Source organism: Shinella sp. BE166, from assembly GCF_051201095.1.
Lineage (GTDB): Bacteria > Pseudomonadota > Alphaproteobacteria > Rhizobiales > Rhizobiaceae > Shinella > Shinella lacus.
On sequence record NZ_JBPEHL010000003.1, the window covers coordinates 688,688 to 695,835 of the forward strand.

The following is a 7,148-nucleotide window of genomic DNA, read 5'->3' on the forward strand; positions in this document are numbered from 1 at the left end:
TCGTGTCGTTCACCCCACCCATCGGCGAAACAGGACGCTGGCATTCACGCCGCCAAAACCAAAACCGTTGGAAATGGCATGGTCGAACGCCATCGCCCGTGCCCGGCCGGTGACGAAGTCGATGCCATCGGCGGCAGGGTCGGGCGTTTCGAGGTTCAGGCTTGGCGGCGCGATCTGGTCGCGGAGCGCGAGCAGGGTGAAGATGGCTTCCAGCCCGCCCGCCGCACCGAGAAGGTGCCCCGTTGCGGATTTTGTCGCGCTTACGGCGATCTGACCATCGCGCCCGAACACCGCCTTGATGGCCTCGATTTCGCCCCTGTCGCCCACGGGCGTCGAGGTGGCATGGGCATTCAGGTGGCCGATGTCCCGCGGCGCGATGCCCGCCTGCGCGATGGCGAGTTCCATGGCGCGCCTCGCGCCCGATCCGTCTTCTGGGCCGGAGGTGATGTGGTGGGCGTCGGCCGTCGTGCCATAGCCGACGAGCTCCGCGATCGGTTTCGCCCCGCGTGCCAGGGCATGGTCCAGCGCCTCGATCACGAGGATGCCTGCGCCTTCGCCCATGACGAAGCCATCGCGGTCGGCATCGAAGGGCCGCGAGGCACGCTGCGGCGTCTCGTTGAAACCCGTGGATACGGACCGCGCCGCCGCAAAACCGCCCAGGCTGACGGCGTTGATACAGGCTTCCGTCCCGCCGCAGATCGCGATGTCGGCCTCGTCCGCCCGGATGAGGCGCGCGGCGTCGCCGATCGCCTGGACGCCGGCGGCGCAGGCCGTTACCGGCGTGCCGATCGGCCCTTTGAACCCGTGGCGGATCGAGACCTGGCCGGCGGCAAGGTTTGCCAGGAACGAGGGGATAGTGAAGGGCGACAGCCGCCGCACGCCGCGCTGGTCGGCCGTGCGCACCGCTTCCGAAATCGCCGGAAACCCACCGACGCCGGTGGCGATCACCGTGGCCGTGCGCTGCTGTTCGCCCGGTGTAACCGGCGTCCAGCCCGCCTGTTCCAGCGCCTCGGCCGCCGCGGCCAGGGCGAAGAGGATAAAGCGGTCCATCTTGCGTTGATCCTTCGCCGGCACGGTTCGATCGGGGTCGAAGCCGACCGCCGGATCATCCGCCAGTGAAGGCACCGTTCCGCCGATCTTGCAGCCGAGATCGGCGACAATGTCTTTGGGAAGACGCCGAACCCCCGAGTGTCCGGCAAGAAGTTGCGACCATGTCGCCTCGACTCCCGCCGCCAAAGGGCTGAGGGCGCCCATCCCCGTTATCACGATGCGACGCATTGCTGCTCCTGACTGTGCGACAGGCGCGCCGATCCGCTTTTACTGTCGTTACGCATTTCAGATCTCTTGCTTGAGAATTCAGGCGACCGCCGGTTGGGCGGCGTAGCGCGCGGCGGGGCTTGAGTGCGACAGGTTGGGCTTGAGCGCCACGCGTGCCGCTTCGAACCGCTCCCAATCCGCGGCGTCAGGCAAGGCGGGAATGGTCACCAGTTCCCCGGCGGCGAAGCCGGCGAGGGCGGCGTCAACCATGGCCGTGGCCGGCATGACGATTTCGCCCGGCAGATGCTCGATCGGTACGCCCGCGACCGCCCAGAAATCGGTCGCCGTGGCACCCGGCAACACCGCGTGGATGCGCACGCCCTTGTCGGCGAGTTCATGGTGGAGCGATTGGGAGAAGGCGAGGACGAAAGCCTTGCTGCCGCCATAGACGCCGTTCAGCAGTTCGGGCGCAACAGCCACGATAGACGCGATATTGACGATCGTGCCGCCGCCGCGCGCCACGAAGGCAGGCGCCGCGGCATAGGTCAGCCGCGTCAGCGCGGTCACGTTGAGGTCGATCATGGCCTGCATCGCGTCCACATCGCCGTCGAGCAGCGGTGCGGCGGCGCCGACGCCGGCATTGTTGATCAGCATGGTGATGCTCTGGTCGGTGCGCAACACCTGTTCCACCCGCCGCAGGTCGTCGCCGCGGCCAAGGTCCGCCTGCACCACTTCGACCGATCGGCCGGTCGTGTCGCTGATCACGGAGGCGAGGCTCCTCAGCTTGTCGGCGCTGCGCGCCACCAGGATCAGGTCGTAACCCTGCCTGGCCAGCCGGTCGGCATAGATGGCGCCGATCCCTGACGAAGCGCCCGTCACGAGCGCCGTACCCATATGTGTGGTCGACATGTTGGATCTCCTTGGAACGCCTGGACCAGTTCCAGGGCATGGGAGGAGAGTAGGCCGCCTTTCCTTTGTCTCAAATGTCATATATGCCACTATTAAGGACATAGCCCATGAAGAGGACAGGCCCGTGCTGCGGATCGGTTTCGTATTGTCGCCCGACTTCCAGATGATGAGCCTCGCGGCGGCCTCGGCGTTCGAATTCGCCAATCTCACGGCCGGCGAACCCCTCTATTCGATCGATTTCCTGTCCGCAGAGGGCGGCCCGCTCGCCACCTCGCTGGGCAACACCATCGATACGCAGCCGATCGGCACTCCCGGGCACGACACGCTGATCTTCGGCACGGGGGTCGATCTTCAACCCACGCCGCCGGCCCTTGTCGCCTTTGCGCGGGAGGCGTTTCATACGACGCGACGCGTCGCGGCGATCTGCGTCGGCGCCTTCGTGCTCGCCGAAGCGGGCCTGCTCGACGGCCGGCGCGCGACGACCCATTGGCTGGCCGCTCGCAAGCTTCAGGCGGCCTATCCCCGGATCCGCGTCGAGGAGGACCGGATCTTCATCATCGACGGCTCGATCTGGACCTCGGCGGGAATGAGCGCCGGCATCGACATGGCGCTGGGCATGATCGAAAAGGATTTTGGCGCTGACCTGGCGCAATCCGTGGCCCAGCGCCTCGTGCTCTACCATCGCCGCGGCGGCGGCCAGTCGCAGCATTCCGAACTGCTCGCACTGACCCCGAAATCGGATCGCATCCAGACCGCGCTGACCTATGCGCGAAACAACCTGCGCTCCGCACTGAGCGTGGAGGAGTTAGCCGAGGTGGCGCATCTGAGCCCCCGCCAGTTCAGCCGCGCCTTCCGGGCGGAGACGGGCCAGACCCCGGCCAAGGCGGTCGAGAACCTGCGGCTGGAGGCGGCACGCATGATGATGGCGCAAAGCCGGCATCCGGTCGAAGTGGTCGCCGCCGAGACCGGCTTTGCCGACCGCGAGCGAATGCGCCGCGCCTTCGTGCGCACCTTCGGCCAGCCACCCCAGGCGATCCGCCGCAACGCCCGCGGCGCGATGGCGGAGGATATTCCAGGCTAGGGCAGCTCGCTCTCTCGATCAGCGCATCTGCTGATGCGTGGCCGCACCCACTCGACGAGATCTTGAAGATATCAAGTTCTATACGATTCCCCGATCTGCGTTTCACGCCAGACCACTTTTTCCATGGCTGAAGAGTAATGCAGCAATTGTTCCATAATTCAGCTTATGTGACTCATAAACCTCGATCGGGCGGATTCAAGGATGAAGTGCGACTTGCAACAGATAACAACGGTTTATCGCTTGCAAGGAACGAACCCTGAAGCGCACCCACTCCCAGATTGATCTGGCGTCGCAGCATTTGCAAGAGCGACCGTTCAACTCTCGATCCAAGACCAGGTTGGAGTGTTTGCTGCTGCGCTACCAATCCTTTTCGTCTGGCAAACGTCCTTGTCGTGGCGATATTTACTGGAAAAGGCAGCTTGTTGCTCATCGGCAGGCTGCTCTCGCACTCCGTTCCCAATAGGCCTATTGATGGATCCATACCGCTTAGCATGACAGCGATTCGCCCGTACAATGGTCTTGCAAAGATTCGCGTTCCCGATCGCGGTGGCTGCCTTTGACAAATCGAATTTGTGAACGCCACACGGCCAATCAAAAGAATGGGAAACCCGAACGGGTCCGGAATTTTTTCTTAGGAAAATTGGTTTCACATGACGGCAGCCTATCTTGAGAAACTGAACGACCGTCAGCGCGAGGCAGTCGAGCATGGCATTGGCTTGCCCGATGGAGTCACCGGTGGCCCTTTGCTGATCATCGCCGGCGCAGGCTCGGGCAAGACCAACACGCTGGCCCATCGCGTGGGCCATCTCATCGTCAATGGCGCCGATCCACGCCGTATCTTGCTGATGACCTTTTCTCGCCGCGCCGCTTCGGAAATGGCGCGGCGTGTTCAGCGCATCTGCCGGCAGGTGTTCGGCGAAAATGCTGCGGTCATGACGGACGCCATGGCCTGGGCCGGCACCTTCCATGGTATCGGCGCACGGCTGCTGAGGATGTATGCCGAACAGATCGGCCTCAACGTCGATTTCACGATCCATGATCGCGAGGACAGCGCCGATCTGATGAATCTCGTTCGCCATGAGCTTGGTTTCTCGAAGACGGAAAGCCGCTTTCCGACCAAGGGAACGTGCCTTGCTATCTACTCGCGCGTCGTCAATTCCGAGAGTTCGATCAACGAAGTCCTGAAGGCATCCTATCCCTACGTGCTGGGGTGGGAGGAGCAGCTGAAGCAGCTTTTCGCCGGCTATGTCGAGGCCAAGCAGATGCAGAATGTCCTCGATTACGATGACCTGCTGCTCTACTGGGCGCAGGTCATGTCTGACCCGGAGCTTGCCGACGATATCGGTGGGCGCTTCGACTACGTTCTTGTCGACGAGTACCAGGACACCAATCGCCTGCAGGCCTCAATCCTGATGGGTCTGAAGCCGGGGGGTCGCGGCCTGACGGTCGTGGGTGACGATGCCCAGTCGATCTATTCTTTCCGCGCTGCGACCGTGCGCAACATCCTCGAGTTTCCGAACCAGTTCTCGCCGAAGCCGGCCGATGTCATCACGCTCGATCGCAACTATCGCTCGACACAGCCGATCCTTGCCGCGGCCAACGGCGTCATCGACCTCGCTCGCGAGCGCTTCACCAAGAATCTTTGGACAGACCGCGAATCTGAGCAACGCCCCATGCTCATGACCGTGAAGGACGAGACGGATCAGGCGAACTACATCGTCGAGCAGGTGCTGGCGAACCGCGAGGACGGCATGACGCTGAAGGAACAGGCCGTCCTGTTCCGCGCTTCCGATCACAGCAGCACCCTTGAGGTTGAGTTGACAAGGCGCAACATTCCCTTCGTGAAATTCGGGGGGCTCAAATTCCTAGACAGCGCGCATGTCAAAGATCTGCTTGCTATCCTGCGTTTTGCGCAGAACCCCCGCGATCGGGTGACGGGTTTCCGCCTTCTTAAGCTATTGCCGGGGGTCGGCTCGCAGACGGCAGCGAAAATCCTCGACACGATCAGCGCTGATCCTGAGCCCTTGCTATCGCTTGCCGAGATCCCGCGGCCGCCCAAGACAGGCGAGGCCTGGCCTGCCCTCATCACGCTGCTTTCCGGCCTGAGGAACGCCGATAGCGGTTGGCCGGGCGAGGTTGCGACGGCGCGGTCGTGGTACGAGCCTCACCTTGATCGTATCCATGAAGATGCTAACACCCGCAAAGCCGATCTCCTGCAACTCGAGCAGATTGCGGCAGGCTACCTAAGTAGGGAACGGTTTCTGACCGAGCTGACGCTCGATCCGCCGAGCGCGACCAGTGACCAGGCGGGCGTTCCGCATCTCGACGAGGACTATCTGATCCTTTCGACGATCCATTCCGCCAAGGGTCAAGAATGGCGCTCAGTCTTCATGCTTAACGTCGTCGACGGCTGCATTCCGTCCGATCTCGGCGTGGGCACGACCGCGGAGATGGAGGAGGAGCGACGCCTGCTCTACGTCGGCATGACTCGAGCGCGCGACAATCTTTCGCTCATCACGCCGCAACGGTTCTTCACCCATGGCCAGGACGCTCAGGGTGACCGGCATGTCTATGCCTCACGGACGCGGTTTATTCCCGTGACCCTGCTGCAGTATTTCGAGGTGACGAGTTGGCCGAAGGTCTCCGCCGCCGCCAGCGAGCGCAGCGCCCGGCAGATCAGGATCGACGTGGGTGCCCGCATGCGGTCCATGTGGAAGTGAAATGAGCGATGAGATCCAAACGATAGTCAGAAAGATCATCCATGTGGACATGGATGCCTTCTATGCGTCTGTCGAACAGCGCGACAATCCGGAGCTTCGCGGCAAGCCCGTCGCCGTCGGCGGGTCGGCCGCGCGCGGCGTTGTTGCCGCGGCGAGCTATGAAGCCCGCGCCTTTGGCGTTCGCTCGGCACTTCCCTCGGTGACGGCGAAACGGCGCTGCCCGGACTTGATCTTCGTGCCGCCTCGCTTTGATGTCTACCGTGCTGTTTCCAAGCAGATCAGGGAAATTTTTGCGGAACACACAGACCTGATCGAACCCCTCTCGCTTGATGAGGCCTATCTCGACGTCACGGACAACAAGCGGGAGATTTCTGTCGCAACCGAGATCGCCACCATGATCCGGGCGCGCATCAAGGAGGTCACCGGCCTCAACGCCTCCGCAGGCATCTCCTATTGCAAGTTCCTCGCCAAGATGGCATCGGACCTCAACAAGCCCAACGGCCAGGCGGTGATCACGCCGAAGAATGGACCGGCCTTCGTTGAGGCGCTCGCGGTGAAGAAGTTCCACGGCGTTGGGCCGGCGACCGCCGCAAAAATGGAGCGGCTTGGGATCCTGACCGGTGCAGACCTCAAAGCGAAATCGCTTGCCTTTCTTCAGGAGTATTTCGGCAAGTCAGGCGCCTGGTACTATGATATCTCCCGCGGCATTGATCGTCGAGCAGTCCAGCCGGACCGACCCCGCAGATCCGTCGGCGCAGAAGACACGTTCATGGTCGATATCTTCGACCTCGATGCTGCTCGAAACGAAATCGCACCGCTCGCAGCCAAGGTTTGGCGTCATTGTGAGAGCAACGGCGTCCATGGCCGTACAGTGACACTGAAAGTCAAATACGCCGACTTCCAGATCATTACCCGAAGCAAAACAACCGCGGCGCCGATTGGCGCGATGGGTGTTCTCGAAGCCGTCAGCCAGTCCCTTCTTGATCCTCTGTTTCCCACCGAGAAAGGCATCCGTCTGCTCGGCGTGACGCTTTCGTCTTTCGTTGACGACGAGGTAAGCAATGCTGACCAGCTCGAGCTGCAAATCTAGGCTCAGGACTCATTGATTAAAGCCAGAAGATGACGGTTGCTGCGATGCAGATGGCTGAGAAGAAAGTATGCGCGCACCGGTCGTATCGGGT

General features: G+C 62.4%; 6 protein-coding genes and 1 pseudogene. 3 read left to right on the forward strand and 4 right to left on the reverse strand.

Annotated features, from left to right (window positions below):
- Positions 1–9: 9 nt before the first annotated feature.
- Complete coding sequence (gene fabF / locus J2Y63_RS10595) at positions 10–1,278, reverse strand: beta-ketoacyl-ACP synthase II (protein ID WP_435266060.1); 1,269 nt, start codon at positions 1,276–1,278, stop codon at positions 10–12.
- Between the two features lie 78 nt (positions 1,279–1,356).
- Complete coding sequence (locus tag J2Y63_RS10600) at positions 1,357–2,166, reverse strand: SDR family NAD(P)-dependent oxidoreductase (RefSeq protein ID WP_435266061.1); 810 nt, start codon at positions 2,164–2,166, stop codon at positions 1,357–1,359.
- Between the two features lie 163 nt (positions 2,167–2,329).
- Between J2Y63_RS10600 and J2Y63_RS10605 the strand changes: the two genes are divergently transcribed.
- The gene (locus J2Y63_RS10605) at positions 2,330–3,247 is read left to right on the forward strand and encodes a GlxA family transcriptional regulator (protein WP_435266080.1); all 918 of its coding nucleotides are present in this window, start codon (positions 2,330–2,332) and stop codon (positions 3,245–3,247) included.
- 172 nt (positions 3,248–3,419) lie between these two features.
- Here J2Y63_RS10605 and J2Y63_RS10610 read toward each other — a convergent pair whose 3' ends face one another.
- A complete protein-coding gene (locus J2Y63_RS10610) occupies positions 3,420–3,677 on the reverse strand; it encodes a hypothetical protein (RefSeq protein ID WP_435266062.1) in 258 nt (85 codons plus the stop codon).
- A gap of 220 nt (positions 3,678–3,897) precedes the next feature.
- Here J2Y63_RS10610 and J2Y63_RS10615 point away from each other — a divergent pair, with 220 nt between their 5' ends.
- The gene (locus tag J2Y63_RS10615) at positions 3,898–5,967 is read left to right on the forward strand and encodes an ATP-dependent helicase (protein ID WP_435266063.1); all 2,070 of its coding nucleotides are present in this window, start codon (positions 3,898–3,900) and stop codon (positions 5,965–5,967) included.
- Between the two features lies 1 nt (position 5,968).
- Positions 5,969–7,057 (forward strand): DNA polymerase IV, encoded by a 1,089-nt coding sequence (dinB, locus tag J2Y63_RS10620; protein WP_435266064.1) that lies wholly within the window; start codon positions 5,969–5,971, stop codon positions 7,055–7,057.
- A 16-nt stretch (positions 7,058–7,073) separates the two neighbouring features.
- On the opposite strand, the pseudogene J2Y63_RS10625 reads toward dinB, so the two are convergent.
- Positions 7,074–7,148: pseudogene (locus J2Y63_RS10625) on the reverse strand (transposase); the annotation flags it as partial.